General features: G+C 40.2%; 13 protein-coding genes. 2 read left to right on the plus strand and 11 right to left on the minus strand.

What is annotated here, in order from left to right; translation table 11 throughout:
- Window positions 1-47: 47 nt before the first annotated feature.
- The 5 genes from O0V13_RS12675 to O0V13_RS12695 all read right to left on the minus strand — a co-directional run bounded on the left by O0V13_RS12675 (window position 48) and on the right by O0V13_RS12695 (window position 10,272).
- Entirely contained in the window at window positions 48-2,411 is a 2,364-nt protein-coding gene (locus O0V13_RS12675) for an ABC transporter permease (RefSeq protein ID WP_268035334.1), read from the minus strand.
- Between the two features lie 492 nt (window positions 2,412-2,903).
- Entirely contained in the window at window positions 2,904-5,357 is a 2,454-nt protein-coding gene (locus O0V13_RS12680; RefSeq protein WP_268035335.1) for an ABC transporter permease, read from the minus strand.
- Between the two features lie 257 nt (window positions 5,358-5,614).
- Entirely contained in the window at window positions 5,615-7,975 is a 2,361-nt protein-coding gene (locus tag O0V13_RS12685; RefSeq protein ID WP_268035336.1) for an ABC transporter permease, read from the minus strand.
- Window positions 7,976-8,146: 171 nt separating this feature from the next.
- Window positions 8,147-8,845: an ABC transporter ATP-binding protein gene (locus O0V13_RS12690; protein ID WP_268035337.1), complete on the minus strand. Its 699-nt coding sequence runs from the start codon at window positions 8,843-8,845 to the stop codon at window positions 8,147-8,149.
- Window positions 8,846-9,024: 179 nt separating this feature from the next.
- Window positions 9,025-10,272 carry an efflux RND transporter periplasmic adaptor subunit gene (locus tag O0V13_RS12695; protein WP_268035338.1) on the minus strand — a complete coding sequence of 416 codons (1,248 nt, stop codon included), beginning with the start codon at window positions 10,270-10,272 and terminating at the stop codon, window positions 9,025-9,027.
- A gap of 320 nt (window positions 10,273-10,592) precedes the next feature.
- Between O0V13_RS12695 and O0V13_RS12700 the strand changes: the two genes are divergently transcribed.
- Together O0V13_RS12700 and O0V13_RS12705 are read left to right on the plus strand one after the other, a co-directional pair.
- Window positions 10,593-11,981: a sigma-54-dependent transcriptional regulator gene (locus O0V13_RS12700; RefSeq protein ID WP_268035339.1), complete on the plus strand. Its 1,389-nt coding sequence runs from the start codon at window positions 10,593-10,595 to the stop codon at window positions 11,979-11,981.
- Window positions 11,971-13,323 (plus strand): sensor histidine kinase, encoded by a 1,353-nt coding sequence (locus tag O0V13_RS12705; protein WP_268035340.1) that lies wholly within the window; start codon window positions 11,971-11,973, stop codon window positions 13,321-13,323. Before O0V13_RS12700 ends, O0V13_RS12705 begins: the two co-directional genes overlap by 11 nt.
- 3 nt (window positions 13,324-13,326) lie before the next feature.
- Here O0V13_RS12705 and O0V13_RS12710 read toward each other — a convergent pair whose 3' ends face one another.
- The 6 genes from O0V13_RS12710 to O0V13_RS12735 all read right to left on the minus strand — a co-directional run bounded on the left by O0V13_RS12710 (window position 13,327) and on the right by O0V13_RS12735 (window position 19,479).
- Complete coding sequence (locus O0V13_RS12710) at window positions 13,327-14,973, minus strand: FAD-dependent oxidoreductase (RefSeq protein WP_268035341.1); 1,647 nt, start codon at window positions 14,971-14,973, stop codon at window positions 13,327-13,329.
- A gap of 88 nt (window positions 14,974-15,061) precedes the next feature.
- The gene (locus O0V13_RS12715) at window positions 15,062-16,210 is read right to left on the minus strand and encodes an aminotransferase class V-fold PLP-dependent enzyme (protein WP_268035342.1); all 1,149 of its coding nucleotides are present in this window, start codon (window positions 16,208-16,210) and stop codon (window positions 15,062-15,064) included.
- Between the two features lie 42 nt (window positions 16,211-16,252).
- Window positions 16,253-16,813, minus strand: a complete 561-nt coding sequence (locus O0V13_RS12720; protein ID WP_268035343.1) for a 1-acyl-sn-glycerol-3-phosphate acyltransferase — start codon at window positions 16,811-16,813, stop codon at window positions 16,253-16,255.
- A 17-nt stretch (window positions 16,814-16,830) separates the two neighbouring features.
- A complete protein-coding gene (locus O0V13_RS12725; protein ID WP_268035344.1) occupies window positions 16,831-17,613 on the minus strand; it encodes a patatin-like phospholipase family protein in 783 nt (260 codons plus the stop codon).
- Entirely contained in the window at window positions 17,603-18,442 is an 840-nt protein-coding gene (locus O0V13_RS12730) for an MBL fold metallo-hydrolase (protein WP_268035345.1), read from the minus strand. The genes O0V13_RS12725 and O0V13_RS12730 overlap by 11 nt, the downstream gene beginning before the upstream one ends.
- An 89-nt stretch (window positions 18,443-18,531) precedes the next feature.
- Window positions 18,532-19,479, minus strand: a complete 948-nt coding sequence (locus O0V13_RS12735; protein WP_268035346.1) for an acetyl-CoA carboxylase carboxyltransferase subunit alpha — start codon at window positions 19,477-19,479, stop codon at window positions 18,532-18,534.
- Between the last annotated feature and the right edge of the window lie 247 nt (window positions 19,480-19,726).

Genomic DNA, 19,726 nt, shown 5'->3' on the forward strand with positions numbered 1-19,726 from the left:
ACCTCCCAAATTAGGGAGGTATTTTTACTATAAATTAACCTTTAATTTTACTCACTTTTAATGGCTTGCACCGGGTTGGAATGTGCCGCTTTCAAAGACTGCAATGTCACAGTCAAGAATGCCACTCCAAAAATGGTAATCGCAGCCAGCGGGATAAACCACCACTCGAAATTGATCCTGTACTGATAGCCTTTCAGCCAGTCTTGCATGACCCAGAAGGCAATTCCTGATCCTATCAAAATTGAGAATGAAACAATCAGGATAAATTCCTTATTGATCACCTGCAAAATGGAGAAAGTGGAAGCTCCCAAGACTTTTCTAATACCAATTTCCTTGGTCTTTTGTTCAGCGACATGGGCAGAAAGTCCCAATAATCCCAAACAAGAAATCAAAATGGTCAAAATACTGAAGTATTGAGCCAAGTCCCTCAGTCTCACATCCTCTTGATAAAGTCTTGCATAATTTTCATCCATGAAGCTGTATTCAAATGGAAACTCAGGATTCAAATTTCTTCCTGTCGCTTCCATAAAAGCAACTGTCTCACGGATCTTATCCGTATTTACTTTGATATACGCTTGCCAGCTGTTTGCTGGATCTAAGAGCAGGATTGCTGGAGCTACATTGTTTCTAAAACTTTCGAAATGGAAATCTTTCACTACACCGGTGATTGATCTCTCATCTCCCCACATTCTGAAAAATTCCTGCCCCTCTTGATCCTGTTCCATCAATTTCAATGCGGTTTCATTCAGAATTGCACCAGATACAGAATCTGCTCCATTTGCGCGGTCAAATGCTCTTCCTTTTACCAGGCTTAACCCGGTAGTTTCCAAGAAATCATAATCAACACGAATGATTTCAAACAAGGCCGCATTTTCAGGATCTTTTCCTTCCCAAGACACTCCGCCGGTATTTGAGGTTCTTCCCATAAAAGCAAAAGAAGATCTACTGACTGAAAGGATATTTTCATCTTTTTCCAATTCGGCTTTGAACACATCAAAGCTTTCCAAAAGTTTCCCCTCCAAAGGGACCTGGATCAACTGATCTTTGGAATATCCCAGATCTTGATTCATGGCAAAATTGATCTGCTGATAGACCACCATCGTGGAAACAATCAGAATGGTTGCTAAAATGAATTGGAATAGTACCAAGCCTTTTCTGGCCATCACCACACCTTTTCCTGATTTAGTAAAGGACCTAAAAACAGAAACCACTTTTGTAGCAGATAGGTAGAATGCCGGGTAAGAACCCGCAACCAATCCCGTCAGGACAATAATTCCCAGAATCTGAAGCCAGAATAGACCTGAAAAATAAGGAACAGCCATATCCTTCCCAGTCAGATTATTGAATATTGGCAAAGTCACCTGAACCAAAAGGATGGCAAAAAAAGCTGCGAATAGGGTGATCAGCAGCGATTCACTCAAAAACTGAAATACCAAAGAATTCTTATTGGCACCAGAGACTTTTCTCACTCCAACTTCTTTGGCTCTTTTTTGGGATTTTGCCGTACTCAAATTCATGAAATTGATACAAGCAATGATCAATACAAAAATCCCAATCATGGCAAACAACTTCACATTCTTGATTCTTCCCTCCACAGGCATTCCATCTTTCCATTGCCCATGGAGATACAATTCACCTCTCGGATAGGCAAAAAGCTCTACATTGGAATCTTCATTTCTCTCGGCAATGTAATTTGAAATACTCTTAGAAAAGGCTTCTCCGTCCACTCCCTCTCTCAGCTTAATGATGGTGCTCGGACCATTATTTCCCCAATCGCTCAGCCAGTCATTTTCATCAAAAAACACCTGGTAAGGAAGCAAGTATTCAAACTTCATGGTGGAGTTTTTAGGAAGGGATTTCAGGACACCTTGTACGATGAAATTCTTGGAATCAGTTCCTTGACGAATCTCCACATCCTCTCCCACCACATCTGTTCTACCAAACAAGGAAATCGCCCCTTCTTCCGTAAGAACAACATGATTGTTTTCTGTAAGCATCCGATTGATATCCCCTTCCAAAGTCTCAAACTGATAGATATGAAGCAAATCTGGCATTGCATAAAGTCCATCCAATTTGATTCTTTTATCCTTCTGAATAAACAGTTGGGGTTGATTCCAAGTGTAGGTGGATGCATATTCGACTTCGGATAAAGTCTCTTTCATACTTTCAGCCAAAACTCCGGGAGTTGAAGTGGTAGTGAAAATATCAGCACCATAACTTTGATGCTCCATGACTCTATAAATCCTTTCGATATCGGCAATCTCCCGGTCCATTTTTAGCTCAGAATCCACCCACAGACCGATGAGAATCGCTGCCCACAGTCCTAAAGACAAACCGAAAAGGTTGATGAAAAAAGTAAGCTTATGTTTTTTGAAACCTCGGAGCGCAATTTTAAAGTAATTTTTAAACATGTTGGTGGACAGTTAATGATTAAGCGGAATAGAAAAAAGAGTTGGTTTAGTTTTAATAAAGATGTCCCTCCAATTCAAAAGGTTGCATTGAGATAATTCAATCGTTTGAAAAGGAGATGAATTTTGAGTGTTCTACTTTATAATGCTGATGCCATTAAAATGTTACACAGGTAATGCCAAGTAGCAAAAACAGGCTTTACGGTCAGTTTGGGGACTTTTGTCTTAAAAGTATTGTTCGCACAAAGTCAATTTTGCACGCTGGCGGTCGAAAAAAATTGATGCATGGTAAAAGCTATTCAGGATTTGAAATCCTGAACTTCAATTCCTAAAAATTCTAAAAAGAACTAAAGCCCAAATAGAATATGATTAGATATATAGGAACGGGTTAAAACCCATTCCTATTCAAAACAATTTTTCGAAATACCTCAGGGGTAGATTTAGAAACTTTCTTCAATACTCTTGATTCTCAGCTCTTGTTTCTCCGCTCTAAAATCACTCACTTCTCAAGGACTTCACCGGATTGGTGGTCGCCGCTCGGATAGACTGATAACTGGTCGTCAGCAAGGCAATCAATATCGCAAAAACTCCAGCTCCAATAAACACCTCCCATCCCAAGTCTTGCTTAAACTGATAATCCTCCAGCCATTTTTTCATCGCCCACCAGGCAATAGGAGAAGCTATCAAAAATGCGATAACCACAAGCTTTGCAAATTCCTTGGAAAGTAGCACTATGATACTTCCAATACTGGAACCCAATACTTTCCTTATTCCTATTTCCTTGGTTCTTTGCTCAGCTGTAAAGGCTGTCAAAGCAAATAATCCCAAGCAAGCAATCAGGATCGCAAAGCCTGCAAAGATGCCAAATACTTTACCCAATCTGGTTTCCGCAGCATACATATTTCCAAACCGATCATCCAAAAACGAATAGGTAAAGGGTTGCCCGGGAGCGATTTCATTCCATTTTGCTTCAACAAAATTGATGACTTCATCCGTATTTGCGGAATTGAATCGGAAAGAGGCAATTCCTTCAGGGCCATCATTTAGAAAGATCATGACTGCACCGATGTTTTCTTTGAGAGATTCGAAATGAAAGTTTTTTACGACTCCGATGACTGTTTTACTTTCCAAATCATTCAGGTTCATGGTTTCATTATTCCCAGCCATTGTATAGATCTTTTGTCCGATCGGATCACCCTCAAAATTGAAGTTGGCCAAGGCTGTTTCATTCAAAATCACCGCACTGGAATCAGAAGGAAAGTCCATCGAAAAATCTCTTCCTGCTACGATTTCCATTCCCAATGTTTTGACATAATCGAAATCGACTCTCCAGTTTTGGAGACTGACCATATTTTCTGTTTGTTTTGGGTCTTTTCCCTGTGCCCACCAAGGAGTATCACTTCTATAGGTACCTGAAACTGGGAGATAACCAGAAATCGTCCCTCCTTCCATCATACTATTGGAAAGAACGGCTGATTTGAAGGACTCAGCCTGATCACCCAAAGCATAGACATCATTGACAGTAATTACCTGATCTTTATTGAAACCTATCTTTTTGTTTTGGATATAGTTGAGTTGGTTGAAAACTGCCACTGTAGCAATGATCAAAATAATAGAAATGGCAAATTGGAAAACCACCAAAGAGCTTCGAATCATACCACTCTTCATCCCCATAGCCACTTTTCCCTTCAAAATACTAACTGGTTTAAACCCAGAAAGGAAGAAGGAGGGATAAATCCCAGCCATAATACCGGTAACAATCGCTCCTATCATCAATATCCCATAGAATGTCCATTGGGAAAAAGGCATCACCAGGGCTCTACCCGCCAAATCATTGAAAATTGGAAGCAAAAGTGCCACTATCGGAATGGCAATCATAAATGAAATAAAGCTGAGTAAAATCGATTCCATCAAAAACTGTCGGATCAGGTGGGATCTCACAGATCCCATTACTTTTCTGATGCCAACTTCTTTAGCTCTATTCGAAGAGCGCGCCGTAGACAAATTCATAAAATTGATACAGGCAATTACCAATATGAATAAGGCAATGGCAACAAAAAGGTAAACGTAAGTGATGTTGAAATTCGGTTCGAATTCACCCATCAAATCACTTTTTAAATGGATGTCCGCAAGGGGCTGAACCATGTATTCCATTTTTCCACCGTCAGCCAACATTGCATCCAAAGTTGCTCCCTCTCCAAAGACTTTCGCCAGTTCAGGCTCCACATTTTTCTTAACCAAACTCTTCAGCTTTTCATCCAAATTATCCGCATCAGATCCTTCTCTAATTTTAAGGTAGGTTTGAAAGTTGTTACTCAACCAAGATGTAGTTTTAGATTCTTCCAATCCCTCCATGGCCAATAAAAAGTCAAAATGGAAGTGAGAATTTTGAGGAATGTCTTCATAAATCCCGGTGATTCTAAAGTCCAGGTCATTATCCAAAATCAGAGATTTGCCAAGGGCACTTTCTCCTGGAAAATACTTTTCGGCTGTACTCTTACTGATTGCCATGGTATTAGGCTCAGCCAATACCCCATCAGGACTACCTTCCAGCAATGGAATTCCAAATACATTGAAAAAGTCCTTGCTAGCCCAGATCACATTATCCTCTTTGATATTCTGGTCTATTTCTTTCACCAAATATGAACCTCTCTGACGGAAATTCACAGCATATTCCACTTCAGGAAATTCCTCTGGCAATGCTTCTGCCATTGGGGCTGGTGACTGCACCATATTCCAATGATTTCCTCCAAAAATGATATCTGCATGGATTCTATAGATTTTGTCAGAATCTTTGAAATGCTTGTCGTAACTCAATTCATTGACCACAAAAAGGGTGATAATCATACAAACGGCTACCCCTACAGACAATCCAAAAATATTGATGAAGGTATAGAACTTATGTTTTTTTAAGTTCCTGATGGCGATTTTGAAATAATTCTCAAACATAGATAGGCTGGTTAAGTTTAGGGTAGGTTGTGTTATTTAAGTTGGAAAGTTCAAAGGTTTCAATGTTAAAGGCTGACAATCATTTTGACCATTTTTTGGTTTTTGATTTATGCACTGTCTCGTGTCCACACCAGAATTTATGCCCAGTCTCGTGCTCCACGAGACATTTTTATCTTATGACCGTGAAGATATGGTCATTGGCGAAGACTTTATCTTGACTCTTGATACTTGGTTCTAGCTGCTTACTACTTCAAACATCATTCACTTCGAAGAGAATTGATTGGATTGGCTGAAGCGGCTTTGAATGCTTGAAATCCAACAGTTACTAATGAAATCAGGATTAACAAAACACCTGAACCTGCAAATATCCACCAACTCAAGTTGGTCTGAAATGCATACGTCTCAAGCCAAGAATTGGCTAAATACCAAGCAATCGGAACTGCAATTAGGATCGATACCAAGATTAGATTCACAAAGTCTTTGGATACCAGAGTCAATATTCCGGTAGTCGATGCTCCCATCACTTTTCTGACTCCAATTTCCTTTTTTCTTTTTTCCGCTGTGAAAGCTGCCAAACCAAATAGTCCCAAACAGGAAAGGAAAATGGCAGTTAGCCCAAAATACTTGGCCAAGGAGGAGGCTCTTTGCTCAGAGGCATAAAGCGACTGATAATCCTCATCCATAAATTTCAAATTGATGGGTTGGCCTGTAAAATCTTCAAAAACCTCCCCTATCCCTGCAATAGTTTCTGGTTGGTTGGATGCATTGATCCTAACCATCACTTTTTGGGCAAAACCCGGATCATATTTCAGGAATGCCGGTTTAACATTTTCTTTTAAGGACTCAAAATGAAAGTCTTTGACCACACCAATCACTTCCTTGTCTTCACCCCAAAGGTTTACGATTTGACCAACTGGATCCTGAAAACCTATGGTCTTAATCGCAGCTTCATTCAAAATGATTTTATTGCTTTCATCTCCAAAATCCGGTGAAAAAGTACGGCCAGCTACCATTTCAAATCCCATGGTTTCGATCAACTCCATATTGACCGTGATATTTTCAAATTTGATCTGATCTTCCGGATCTTTGCCATCCCATTCCAATCCGATGGTAGAGCTTGCCAAACCTACGAGTGGGTGTGATAAACTGGAGGCATTCTCCACACCAGGAATATTTCTAGTTTGCTCTAAAAAAGCATCCAATTTCTGAGGATCTATCCCTGAAGCATTAAATTCCAATAAATGCTCTTGCTGGTATCCCAAGTTTTGGCTTTGAATAAAACTCATTTGCTTACTCAAAACTGTGATTCCAATGATGAGTAACAAGGAAATAGAAAACTGAAAAATCACTAATCCTTTTCGGGCCAAGATTTCTCCAAAGCTTCCTTTCACATTGGATTTCATCACCTCCACCGGCTTGAATTTGGAAAGGTAAACTGCTGGATAAATCCCTGCTAAAAGCCCTGTAACCAACCAAATCCCGCCTAAAATCAAGAAAATCTGGGTTCCAAATTGCAAAGAAAGAGTCTTGGATGTGATTTGATTGAAAATCGGCTGCAGAAGATATGCGGCCAAGACCGCAAGGATCAAGGCAAAAAATGTCAATAGTAAAGACTCTGTAATGAACTGGGTAAACAAGCCTCCACGACTCGCTCCCATTGATTTTTTTACTCCGATTTCTTTCAACCTGCTCATGGATCTGGCCGTGGTCAGATTCATGAAATTGATGCAGGCTATTAGTAATATAAAGATGGCGATGGCTGAAAATATCTTGACATAACTAATTCTGCCACCAGCCACCTTTCCCTTTTCATAGGTGCCATAGAGATAGGTATCTCCAAAGTTTTGAACAAAGACAGAGACATTGGAATTCGCTTCTTTATCTTTAATAAAACTTCCTATCTGCTCATTGAATGCCTGAACATCTGTTCCTTCCTTCAAAAGCAAATCGGTGGTGCTATTGAAATTATCCCAATGTGCACCATCCCCTAGCATCTCAACAAAATAGGGAAAGGCTAGGTAGAATTCTGGCTTCCGGACATCGAGATTTCCCGGGTCCTTCATCACCCCCGTTACTTCTACATCATTCTGAAAATTGAAAACTTTCCAATGAAGAGATTTACCCAAAGCCAATTGAGGTGAACCAAAAATTTTATTGGCCAAAGACTCGGTCAAAACAATGGAGTTGATCCCAGTTAAGGCCTTTTCCTTACTTCCAACCAAGAAATCAACATCAAAAATTTCAAGGTAGTCTTGGTCAACAAATAAACCGGCCCCTTCCATTGTGATTTCACCACTTTCGAAAGAAACTCCATCAATAAATGGAGAAAGGCCGCTGGCTTTTTCTACTTGAGGTAACTCTTCTTTCAATGCCTCTGCCAACCTCGCTGGTGTATAAGGAATCGTAACCATTCCATTGGCATTGTCATGGTTGGTAAGTACTGTATAAATCTGATCTACCTGAGAATGATATCGATTGATGGAAGTCTCATCCTTCACCCATAGCATAATCAACACCACCGTAGTCAGGCCCACTGCCAATCCAAACAAATTGATGGCAAAAATATTTTTGTGCTTTAGGAAGCTACGGATGGCAAGAAGAAGTTGGTGTCGGAGCATTGAAGTTGGATGTTTAGAGGTTGGAAGTTGGAAGTTCTTAGTGTCAACTAGAATTCCATTTCCAAAAAAGAAAATTGGTCAGTTTTCAACATGAGACTTCCTCTTTTCTTTGAAATCCAATGATTAGAAATGACCAATTTTCAAATTTTATAATTTTTCAATTGTTAATTCTCAAACATGAAATTGCTCCCGGATATTTTCGGTCACAACTTTTCCATCAAATAGGTTGATGATTCTGTGGGCGTAGTTGGCATCATGGGGAGAGTGAGTTACCATCACGATGGTAGTTCCTTCATTATTCAATTCTTCCAATAGACGCATCACTTCTTCCCCATTTTTAGAATCCAAATTACCTGTAGGCTCATCGGCAAGGATCACAGAAGGCTTAGCTACGATAGCTCTGGCAATGGCCACACGTTGTTGCTGACCACCTGAAAGCTGCTGTGGAAAGTGATTTCTACGGTGCATAATATTCATTCGGTTCAAAACTTCCTCAACGCGGGTTTTTCGCTCATCAGAAGGAATTTTTAAGTACAAAAGTGGCAACTCCACATTTTCAAATACTGTCAATTCATCGATCAGATTAAAACTTTGGAACACGAAACCGATATTCCCTTTTCTTAAAGATGATCTCTGTCTTTCGGAGTATTTGGCTACTTCATGGTCCAGGAAATGATACTCTCCTTCGTCTGGATTATCCAAAAGTCCGATGATGTTCAAAAGCGTAGACTTACCACAACCAGAAGGTCCCATGATAGCTACAAACTCACCTTTTTTGACTTCTATTTGAATTCCGTCCAATGCAGTAGTTTCAACTTCCTCGGTAGTATAAAGCTTTCTCAGATTGACGGTTTTAATTACGTTGGTCATAGTGCTTAGCGGTTTTTAGTAATATTATTTTCTATTTTTTGTTTTCTTTATTAATCAATGGATTTGGTACAGAAGACTGAAGTCGGAAGAAATTCTAATTCAATCCTTTGCCTATTTTTTAGATGATAAATTCCATCCTTTGGTTGCATAAAACCTAAAATTTTCAGCTTCAGCTCCCATTATTTTAATTCCAACACCTCATTTGTTCCAAAATTCTCATATCCGGAAACAATGACTTTTTCTCCTTCAACCAATCCATCAAGCACTTCATAGTATTCTGGATTTTTTCTTCCCAATCTGATATTTCTCTTCTCGGCATTTCCAGATGTATTCAAGACAAATACCCAATTTCCTCCGGTATCCTTAAAGAACCCACCAGTCGGAAGTAGCAAGCTTTTTTCACTATCTCCCAATTCCAATCTGATCCTTACAGACTGACCTCTTCTGATTCCTTTTGGACTTTCTCCAGTGAAAACCATGTCCACTTCAAATCGCCCATTGGTAATGGTTGGATAGATTTTGGAAATCTCCAACTCATGGTCCTGACCACTCAGGGTAAACTTCCCTCTCAATCCTTGTCCGATTCTTGGTAAATACAATTCGTCAATAGGAACTCTCACTTTAAACTCATCCAATACATCAATTTGTCCATATCTCTCACCAGAATTGATCGCCTGGCCAACTTCAATCTGCTCCATAGCCAATTGGCCTGCAATTGGAGCTTTGATGACTAGGTTGTTCAATATCTGACCTACCCCATTCAAGGAAGCATTCATTCTTCCTTCAGATTGCCTCAACTGAGCCAGCTGATAGGCTCTCGCAATGGAATCACTCTGATAAGATTTATAAGTCAGTTCTTTTCTTTTCAGGTTGTACTCGTATTGTTCAGCTACTTCTTCAAATTCTCTGTCAGAAACCAGTTTCTTCTCATGCAATTCTTTGAATCGCTTGTATTGTGGTTCCAAAAGTGAAATTTGATAATCGATTTCAGCAAGCTGACCCAATTGGTTTAGATCATTTTGATCCAAAAAGAGCCTGGTTTGTCTCAAATTATTAATCTGCTCATATAACATGGTTTCTCGCTGCATCACATCCAGCTGTAGATTTGAGTTAGCCATGATCAATATGGTATCTCCTGCATCAACAAGAGCACCTGACTCACGAACGACTTGAGCAACCATCCCTCCTTCTACCGCATCCAGGTAAAAGGTCTGAGCTGGCTCAATCTGACCGGATACCAATATATAATCGGTAAACTCTCCGGTGCTCACAGTAGCTATACTCAAGCGGTCGCGTTCCACATTCATTGTCGATCTATGATCAGCAAATCCGATTTGATAAATAATACCTAGAAGAACTGCTGCTCCTCCGGCAAACCATGCAATCTTCCTGGGTGTCCAGGTCTTTTTTTCAATTTTTCTATCCATTGTGCGTATTGCCTTTTTCGGGCCTATCCCATTATGCCAAATGATGTGCCATCAAAAAAATGCCTTTTGGAGGCTTTCAATTCGGTTTTTTGGAAAAATGGCTTTTCAGGACTCGAACATTTTCGTCCGCCAGCGAACAAAACATTTCAATTCCGAAAATTATTCTGTTAAATTCATTCCCTATTCCAAATGACCTAAATCGGTCAAAATCCTTTGAAATCGCACATTTTATCAATTTTGTTTCGATTGATAGAATTCGGCAAGCTTTTGGAACAATGGGTTGCGTCCATTTAATGATAAAATCCTAACACGAACCTGGTATGAATGAGCAACGAATAGGCAAAATCCTGATAGTAGATGACAATGAAGATTTGCTTAAAGCGGCTAAAATCTTTTTGAAAAGACATTTTGCACAAGTAGATACAGAGACCAATCCTGACTTACTTCCAATTTTGACACATAATGAAAATTATGATGTGATTATGCTGGACATGAACTTCACCAAGGATGTGAGTTCTGGTCAGGAAGGCTTTTATTGGTTGGACCGAATCTTGGAATTGGATCCATCTGCAGTCGTGGTTTTGATTACGGCCTATGGTGATGTCAATTTAGCTGTGAAAGCCATTAAAGAAGGTGCAACTGACTTTGTTTTGAAACCTTGGGAAAATGAGAAATTGCTTGCAACACTAAATTCAGCATTGCAACTCCGTCAGAAAAAGTTGGAGGTGAACCTATTGAAAGATCAAAAGGCCGCTTTGCAGCAGGATATGGACAATAAGTTCAAGGATATTATCGGTCAGAGTCCAGCCATGCAAAAGGTTTTTGAAACAATAGAACGTGTAGCCACAACGGATGCCAACGTTCTTATTTTAGGTGAAAACGGAACAGGAAAAGAACTTATTGCACGAGCAATCCATAGAAATTCAAGAAGAAGCCGAGAAGCATTCGTAGGAGTTGACTTAGGGTCAATTACTCAAACTCTCTTTGAATCCGAGCTTTTTGGACATAAAAAAGGATCATTTACTGATGCAAAAGAAGATCGAGCAGGGAGGTTTGAGCAGGCTCATAAAGGGACTTTGTTTTTAGATGAAATAGGAAACCTTCCTCTTCCTCTCCAGGCTAAGTTGTTAGCAGCTTTACAAAATCGCCAAATCACTCGAGTTGGAGCAAATAAGCCGGTGGATGTCAATATTCGCTTGATTTCGGCTACCAATATGCCTATTCATAACATGGTTTATGATAACAGTTTCCGCCAGGATTTGCTTTATCGAATCAATACTATTGAGATCCAATTGCCTCCACTTCGAGAAAGGGTAGAAGATATTCCTTTGCTTGCAGATCATTTTATCAGTTTTTACTCCAAAAAGTATAATAAAGACATCCGAAAGGCCTCTGAGCCTCTTTTGAAAAGGATGATCAAATACCAATGGCCTGGGAATATCCGTGAACTACAACATAGTATCGAGCGGGCAGTAATCATGAGTAATCACAATATATTGCAGCCAGAAGACTTGTTCCTTCAAAAGGTTAATCAGCCAGAAAAATCAGAGGAAAACGTGAGTTTGGAGCATTTGAATATCGAGGATGTGGAAAGAATCTTGATCAGAAAGGCACTTCAAAAGCATAATGGGCATATTACTCGAGCTGCCGAGGAATTAGGACTGACTCGATCCTCACTGTATAGAAGATTGGAAAAATATGGTCTATAGGCGTTTTTCAGTCGGGATTACACTTCGTATCCTGTTGATCACCATTTGCCTTTTCTTGGGAATCTGGCTGTATTTCAGCCAGGATCTGATTTTGGCTCCAGCCATCCTGGGATTGGTGGTAGCAGGGATCGTTGGGGAGATGATTTACTATGTCAACTCCATCAACCAAAAGTTGGCAAGATTCCTTGATTCCATTCGATTTGCAGACTTTTCCAGCTCCTTTACCTCAGACAGTAAAATGGGGAATTCTTTCAGGGAAGTTAACATGGCTTTCAATGAAGTGATGGAAGTCTTCAAGCAGACTCGGGCGGAAAAAGAAGAACAAATGCTCTTTCTTCAGATCATTATTCAGCACATCAATACTGGGATTATCTCTTTTAATCCTTCCGGTAAAATCGGAGTGATCAACAACGCCGCCAAGCAGTTGTTACAAATCCCTCAATTCCGTGATATCAATGATTTGGGAAGGCTTTCACCTGTTTTGCTCAAAGAGGTTTTGGAAATGAAACCCGGACAAAGGACTTCTTTTAAAGCCAGTTCAAGTTTGTTTTTGATTATTCAATCCACATCCCTGAAAATGGGAGGTCAAAGTTGGACCTTGCTTTCCTTGCAAAACATCAACGCTGAATTGCAGTCCAATGAACTGGAAGCTTGGCAGAACCTAACCAAAGTCCTCCGTCATGAAATCATGAATTCCATCACCCCAATTTCCAGTTTGGTGGATTCTTTGAGAACGATCCTGGATGAGGACAGCTATGTGCAAACTGAAGGAATGTTGATCAAACGAGACGGTTTTTTGGATATTCAAGAAGGTCTGGACACCATTGCCAACCGAAGTAAAGGGCTGGTTAATTTCGTGAATGCTTACCGTGATTACACCAATATTCCTGAGCCTAAAAAGGAAATTGTTCCTGTCCAGGAGCTATTTGAAACAGTCCTGATGCTGATGAAAGAAGAGCTCAAGACCAATGAAACTTTTGTCAAAACTGAGATTCTTCCTGAAGACCTTGAAATCAGCTGTGATCCCAATCAAATTACGATGATCTTGATCAACTTGGTAAAAAATGCGTCCGAGTCCATGCAAAAACAAGCTGATCGAATGATTAGCCTAAGAGGGATTTCACATGGAGATATGGGGACATTGATCCAAGTAGAAGATCATGGTCCAGGCATTGTTAAAGAAGCCTTGGAACGCATTTTCGTTCCATTTTATACCACTAAAAAGACTGGATCAGGTATCGGCTTGGCCATTTCACGACAGATTATGAACCTCCATCGAGGAAGTCTTTCTGTGGAATCTATTCCAGGAGAAAAGACGGTATTTACTCTTACTTTTAAATAAAGATTACTGTTCCAAAACCTGCTTTTCCTCCAATAAAACCTCTCTCAAAGTTTCATATTCTAAATCCTGAACAGCAATTTCCTCATCGATGGAAAGTGAAGCGGCAGCGGCAGCACTTTGTCCCAAAATCATAAATACAGGTTCCATCCGGATCGATCCAAAAGCGGTATGGGAACTAGAAACACAAACCGGAACCAAGAGATTGCTCACTTCCTCTTTTTTGGGAATTAATGTCCCATATGAAATTGAATATGGCTGCTTCGGATGGACTCCAATATCTCCTTCATTTTGCACAAAACCACCCGGAGTCACAAACCTCTGCGTATTATGGGAGTCCAATGAATAAGAACCCATTCCTACCGGTTGAGGCACTTCTTTGGCACCTAACACATCGTGCTCAGTCATCACGTAATTTCCAATCATTCGACGCGCTTCTCTTACATAAATCTGATGCGGCCAACCACCGTTATCAGTGAATTCATCAGCTGCCAATCCATATTTTGAAATTTCATCACGTACTTCTTGAGGCACTTTGGGATCATTGGCTAAGAAATACATCAGGCCTTTTTGATAATCCACATGTTCTTGAATGATCGCCTTTCTCCTTTTATAGGAAGCTTCTGGATAATCGTAATTTTTACCAATATAATCCGTACTGAAAGGTCCGTGATTGTTAGTATCTGTCTTATTATTGGGGATCGGGTCAAACTTATTGAATGTCTCATCCCATCCTGATGCATACACCCTAGCTAACAATTCATAGCGTGTAGGATCGTAATTTTCTGGTTTTTCGAAAGGGATCAAATTATCTGGATTTCGACTCAATGCCATTCTGAAATTATAGGCTTGGAGTTTTTTGTCTCCATCTCCATTGATTCCTGGAGCTTGATCAGAAATCTCTGGTAAAAGCCCAGAACTTGGATCACCTGGAACTTTATAGGCACTGATCGAATCCTGGAAATAATGACCATGTTGGTAAACTCCAACCTCTACCCCATTCCAATTTTCACCATAAACTGTATTGGCTTCTCTACCTACAAAATAACTGACACCCGCTGCGGCCAGCAGATCTCCTTCATAGGTGGCATCGATGAATATCTTTCCCTGAAATGTCTTTCCTGAAAGAGTTTGAAAAGATTGGATTGCCCCATTTTCTAATATCAATCCATTTTCCCGATCCAGCCATTCATCCCGATAGATTTCAAGGTCATTTTCTTTTACAAAATCTTCAAAAACCTGCTCGGCAACATGAGGCTCAAAAATCCACATGGTCCGGTTTGCTCCGTCCATGGCCGGGGTACCTTGGCCTTTATTGCCATATTCTTCCCGCTTTTGCCACTTCCATGCAGAATCCTGCTCGTAGTGTAAATAAACACGATGGTAAAACTCACGGGCCAATCCACCGATTACTGATTTATTCCCTGTATCGGTAAAACCCAAACCTCCGGAAGAAAGCCCGCCCAAATGAGTATCCGGAGAAACAACCAACACTGATTTACCCATTTTCTTGGCTTGAACTGCTGCAGTTACCGCCGCAGAAGTGCCTCCATAAATGATAATATCAGCTTCGAATAGGTTTTCTGCTTTTGGGCTACAAGAAAAAATCAACCCAATAAAAAGGAAGACAAAAAGGTAGGGTTTAAAAGACATTTTGGATCAGATTGTTAGAGTTAATAAGATAAATCAAAATAAAAAAAGGGCGATCACCGCCCTTCAAAAACTTAAATTAAATCTTGAATTAAAACCTCAACAATACCTTTATCAAATGACCTATATCATTCTGATTATTAAAAAGATTAATAGATACTCTTAAAGCTTTCCCTCGAACAGAAACATAGATCTTTTCCTGCTCCAATACTTCCTTCAAATCCAGTGGATTCAAACCTTCTTTCAAAGGAAGTTCGAATAAGTGGTTCGAAGAGTAGGTAGTCATATCCATTCCCAATCCTATACTTCCCTGAAAGTCCGCAAGCGATTTTTTCAGCTCAAAATCATAAGTCTGAATCATTTCAGGAGTCCACTCCAAGAGTTGCTTTAAGGATTGTTCCAACATGGGCATCAATACAAAATGGCTAGTCTCCCCAACATCAAATCGATTGGCTTGAGGAAGGTATTTTTCTTGATAATCCGTTAAACTCGAAAAGGTCTGGGAATTGGTTCGATTCATCCATGACTCTTCCAAAGGTCTACCCTGATCAAAGGTGGAACTGAAATAGGCGATCCCCAATGAATAGGGCCCCAAAAGCCATTTGTAAGTTGCACAAATCAGAGCGTCTATTTGACAGGCTTTGACATCAATGGGCATAGCACCTACAGACTGGGTACCATCCACAATAAAGCAAGCTCCAACCTGTTTACACTTCGCTCCTATGGTTTCTAAATCATAGCGGCAGCCGCTCATCCAATGTACGCTGGAAATCAGGACGACTGCTGTATTTTCATCGATTGCATCCACTACCATTTGATTCCAACGCTCATTTTTTCCTTCAACACGATCTGGCCTTTTGATCACTTCCAAAGTAGCTTCATTCTCATTTGCCCAGCGGTTGATGGAGAAATAACCGCTAGGAAATTCGTCCTCCACTGTGATAGCCTTCTTGCCCTTAGCAACTTTCCAATTGGATAATGCGACAGCAAAACCGTAGGAAGTACTTGGTATAATCGCAACTTCATCAGATGCAGAACCGATCAATAGAGAAAATAACCCTTTCACTTTTTTTACTCCATTAAAAAAATCATCGGGAGCAATGGTTTGAGGATTTCTCATCCTCTTTAAATCCTCTATAGCTGCTTGTTCCGAACTTTTCAAAACAGGACCTCGATAGGCATTGTTTAAATAGGAAACATCCTCTGCGAGAGAAAAAAGGTGCTTTTGGCAAGTGATCATAGGAATTGAAAATTTAAGATCAAGATATAAAAAAAGGGATCCTTATTGGATCCCTTTCTCTGGATATTTTCCTGTGACCGTTCTGCCGAAGGCCATCATTTCTTCTATTTGCCCATCCATATCTCCATTTGGATAAATGGCTGGCCCAATGCCCGCTTCTTTCTTTTTGTAATCCAAATAACCAACTACTACTGGAACATCTGCCCCTAAAGCAATATGATAGAATCCTGATTTCCATTTTTTCACAGCACTTCTGGTGCCTTCCGGAGTCACCATGATCACCAACTCATCAGATTCTTTGAGCATATTGACCATTGCTTCTGTATAGGTTTGTTTTCTTCCACCAGGAATACGCTTTCTATCAATAGCAATCCCTCCCAATGCTTTGATAAACCATCCCAATGGTCCGACCATCACTTCCTTTTTGATGGTAAATCGAACGGGAATATCCATCAGATAAAACGCAGATCTGGCATACAGCAAATCCCAATTGGAAGTATGAGGTATGGCTATTAAAACGGCTTTTTTCAGCCCTTTTGGCCAGTTGTCATTGAGCGACCAACCAGTAATCCAAAATACAATACGAGAAAGAAACTTCATCATACTCTTCTAATTGATAATTAAGCATTTTTAAGTTCTAAAATAGATGGGTTTTCATCAATATACCTCCGGACTTCATCATATCCAGCCTTATAAAGTTCTGGTGCCTTTTTCAAATCAAAAACCCCAATCTTCCCCAAACCCGGAGACTCTATGAAATAATCACATTTATCTCTGCGGCTATAGACATTATGGTTCATCATCATGATCACCGATCTCTCAATCAGGTTTTTCATGTTTTTGATATTGCTTTCCTCAGGAAGGTGATTGCAACTCACGCCTATCACATAATCACAGGTCCCCTCATGCGGTTCCACAGGTAAATTATTCAGGATTCCTCCATCTACCAAATGCTTCCCATTGTAGACAATCGGTTCAAACATTCCTGGTATACAGGCAGAAGCCATGACTGCAGGAATCAGTTCACCTTGAGAGAAATAGACAGTCTTCCCTTTTTTGATATCCGTTGCTGTCACTGTCAAGGGGATTTGAAGCTTAGCAAAATCATTATCCTTAAGATACAATTTAAAAAGGCTTTCAACGCTGGTCATTTTCAATAGTCCGGTCCAAGAAATGGCCGGCTTCATGAATTTGAAATAGTTGGTATCCAGAATAATTTTGAGTATTTCCTCAGGCTGATATCCCTGAGAATACATGGCTCCCACAATTGCTCCGGCTGAAGTCCCACTGACTTGGTTAGGAAATATCCCAACCTCATTGAGTCCTTTTAAGACCCCTAAATGGGAAATTCCTCTGGCTCCTCCACCAGAAAGTGCCAATCCAATTTTCAAATCAGATTTCATGCAATTTGAATGTTTGATCAACTCGGACACCTTTCTCGGTCATTTTCACAGTACAGCATTCGTTGACAGGATCATGTTCGAAAAACAAGATATATCCTTCCCTAGCAGCTTCTTCCAAAAACTTGGCCTTTTCATCCATGGTCAATAAAGGTCTGGTATCATAACCCATCACATAAGGAATCGGAATATGTCCTACCGAAGGAAGCAAATCAGCGACAAAAACAAGCGTTTTCCCTTTGTACTGAAGCTTAGGAAGCATTTGCTTATCGGTATGACCATCAACGGTAATGAAATCAAATCCAGGGAAGAGAGAGTTCGTTTCTAAGTCTGTAAACTGAAGCTGTCCCAACTCTTCCATCGGAAGGATATTTTCTTCCAGAAAGGAGGCTTTTTCCCTTGGATTGGGCTCTGTCGCCCATTTCCAATGATCCGGATTGGACCAATAAGTAGCTCTTGGAAAAGTAGCTTCATATTGTCCATGGCTGCCATACTTGATTCCACCTCCACAATGATCGAAATGAAGGTGAGTCAGAAAATTATCCGTGATCTGATGGTAACCAACGCCTAGATTTTTTAGGGATTTCTCCAAAGAATCATCTCCATGAAGGTAATAATGAGAAAAGAATTTGGCGTCCTGTTTATCTCCAATCCCATTATCTATCAACACCACCCGATTGCCATCAACAACCAATAATGAACGCATCGCCCAGGTGCAGAGATTGTTTTCATCAGCTTCATTTGAGCGACTCCAGAGCACTTTGGGAACTACCCCAAACATTGCTCCTCCATCCAATTTAAAAAGTCCTGTGTTGACAGTGTATAATTCCATTTCGGGTTTTTATTAGGGTTAAAAAACCAGAAGCAACCTTAACCTGGGAAAAGATTGCTTCTAGCTTAATTATAGAAAATGATAAATCCTTATTCGACTACCACGCCCATTGAACAGAATTTATCAATTCGCTGGTCAATTCGTTTTTCAGGTTTGATCTTATCCAATTCTTTCAAGGCCTCCAAAATTGCTCCTTTCAAGGTGTTGGACATCCATTTCAAGTCTTTATGCGCCCCGCCAAGAGGCTCAGGAATGATATCATCTACCAATCCATTTCCTTTCATATCAGTAGCTGTTGGCTTCAAAGCTTCTGCAGCTTGCTCTTTGTAATCCCAAGATCTCCATAGGATTGTAGAACAGTTTTCCGGAGAAATCACAGAATACCAAGAGTTTTCCAACATCATTACTTTATCGCCGATCGCAATACCCAAAGCTCCACCAGATGCACCTTCTCCGATGATGACGCAAATCACTGGAACTTTCAGCATAAACATCTCTTTGATGTTTCTTGCAATCGCTTCACCTTGACCTCTTTCTTCAGCTTCCAATCCTGGAAATGCTCCCGGGGTGTCAATCAACGTAACAATTGGCTTTCCAAACTTCTCCGCCATTTTCATCAAGCGAAGTGCTTTTCTATAGCCTTCAGGATTCGCCATCCCAAAGTTTCTCAATTGTCTTTGTTTGGTGTTTCTACCTTTTTGCTGACCGATGAACATGACCGTACGGCCATCCAAATCTCCCAACCCACCAATCATGGCCTTGTCATCAGAGACATTTCTATCTCCATGCAATTCCACAAAATCATTGGTCATCTCGTAAATGTAATCCAAGGCATAAGGTCTATCAGCATGTCTGGACAGCTGAACCCGTTGCCAGCGAGTCAGGTTTTCAAAGGTTTCTTTTTTCAAAGCAAGGATTTTTTCTTCCAGGGACTCAATATCTGAACTTAAATCGATATTCCTACCATTGGCTAAATCCTTCATTTCCTGAAGTTTTTGCTCCAGATCAGCTATTGGCTTTTCGAATTCTAATACCATTTTGGTGATTTTTGAAAGAAACAAAGATAAGTCAAAAACTGGCAAAGTCTCAACCTATTGTCCATGGAAGGTTCGACAGCGACCTAAGATTTATATAACTATTTGGATTTTAATAGATTAATCAATTGATTTTGAGACTGAACTCTACCGACTGGAAAAATCAATTCTGTAAAAGGACAGGTATTAATCCCAATCATCTCTATTTTTGAATATGAATGTTCTGGGTGTAAATATGGCCCGGTCAAAA

It is taken from the genome of Algoriphagus sp. PAP.12 (assembly GCF_026652115.1).
Classification (GTDB): domain Bacteria; phylum Bacteroidota; class Bacteroidia; order Cytophagales; family Cyclobacteriaceae; genus Algoriphagus.